1 protein-coding gene is annotated in these 1,027 nt (G+C 37.8%); it reads right to left on the bottom strand.

Features of this window, described 5'->3' with window-relative positions; genetic code table 11:
- Window positions 1-19: 19 nt before the first annotated feature.
- Window positions 20-928, bottom strand: a complete 909-nt coding sequence (locus tag NPA36_RS10225) for an IS982 family transposase (RefSeq protein ID WP_256946011.1) — start codon at window positions 926-928, stop codon at window positions 20-22.
- Window positions 929-1,027: the final 99 nt, after the last annotated feature.

Raw genomic sequence — 1,027 nt, 5'->3', positions numbered from 1 at the left:
TACCCATAGTGCTAGTTGATTAACCACCCAAACATTCAAGACCAATGGAAAATTTTAATGTCCCATACTCTCTTTTATGAGCTTCAATCAACAATAGATTATAAAGAAGCACCGTTAATTGTACCCTTGTCATGATACTTTTGACGCTATGCGCATGAATTGTTTCTATCCCAAGTATTTCTAAAGAAGAGAACACCGTCTCAATGGCCTTTCTCTGTTTTTTAACAATGGAGTAATCTATTGTATTCGCCTCTTTCATAGATTTTCTAGGAATGGCAATCAGACGAATGCCCCGTTTAGATAGGCGATTTGCAAGTTCTTTTCCAATATATCCTGCATCTCCTAGGAGGGTAGGAATGAAAAAAGAATCTGTTAAGTCTTCCACAGCTTTGGCATCGTGGAGACTGGCAGAGCTTAGCAGGAAGTTCAAAATTAGTCCATTTCTACTGACAACCGCATGAAATTTAAGTCCGTAAAACCAAAAATTCTTGGTTGCATTATAACCAATAGTAGCAAGTGGTTGTGCAGAATGTGCTCTTCTGTTACGAATAGGTTGGCATAAAGGGATTGGTAGGCTATCGACAAGTCCTACGGAGTCTTCTCGGGTTACGTTTTCTTGGACCAATGCTTGATTTATCAAAGCAAGCGTTGGTTGTAAATGATTACAGGTCCGAATAAACCGTGTTCTGCTGGGGAAATCTTTCCCATAGATAGAACAAGCTAAGCGGTACGTTCCAATGAGTGTTTTGCAGGAGTACAGAATGCCCAAAAGATAGCAACTAAGAATTACAGCATCCGGTTGTTTGGCTAAATGAATGTTTTTTCGCTTTTTGACAACGTCTGGAGCATGTTTTTCATATAAATCAGATACTTGAGCTAATAAATTTTTGAAATTTATGGTAAAATGGGTGTTAGGAAGTTCTTGCATATCTTCTTACCTCGTTTCTTGGTCGATTTGAGGTTAGTATAGCAAGAACTTTCTTTTTTTGCTTGATTTAACTTTTTTAACTAGCACTAAGGGTATATA

It is taken from the genome of Granulicatella seriolae (assembly GCF_024543085.1).
Lineage (GTDB): Bacteria > Bacillota > Bacilli > Lactobacillales > Aerococcaceae > Granulicatella > Granulicatella seriolae.
The sequence above is the reverse complement of the archived record's forward strand: the minus strand, read 5'-3'. Positions and strand labels throughout refer to the sequence as shown.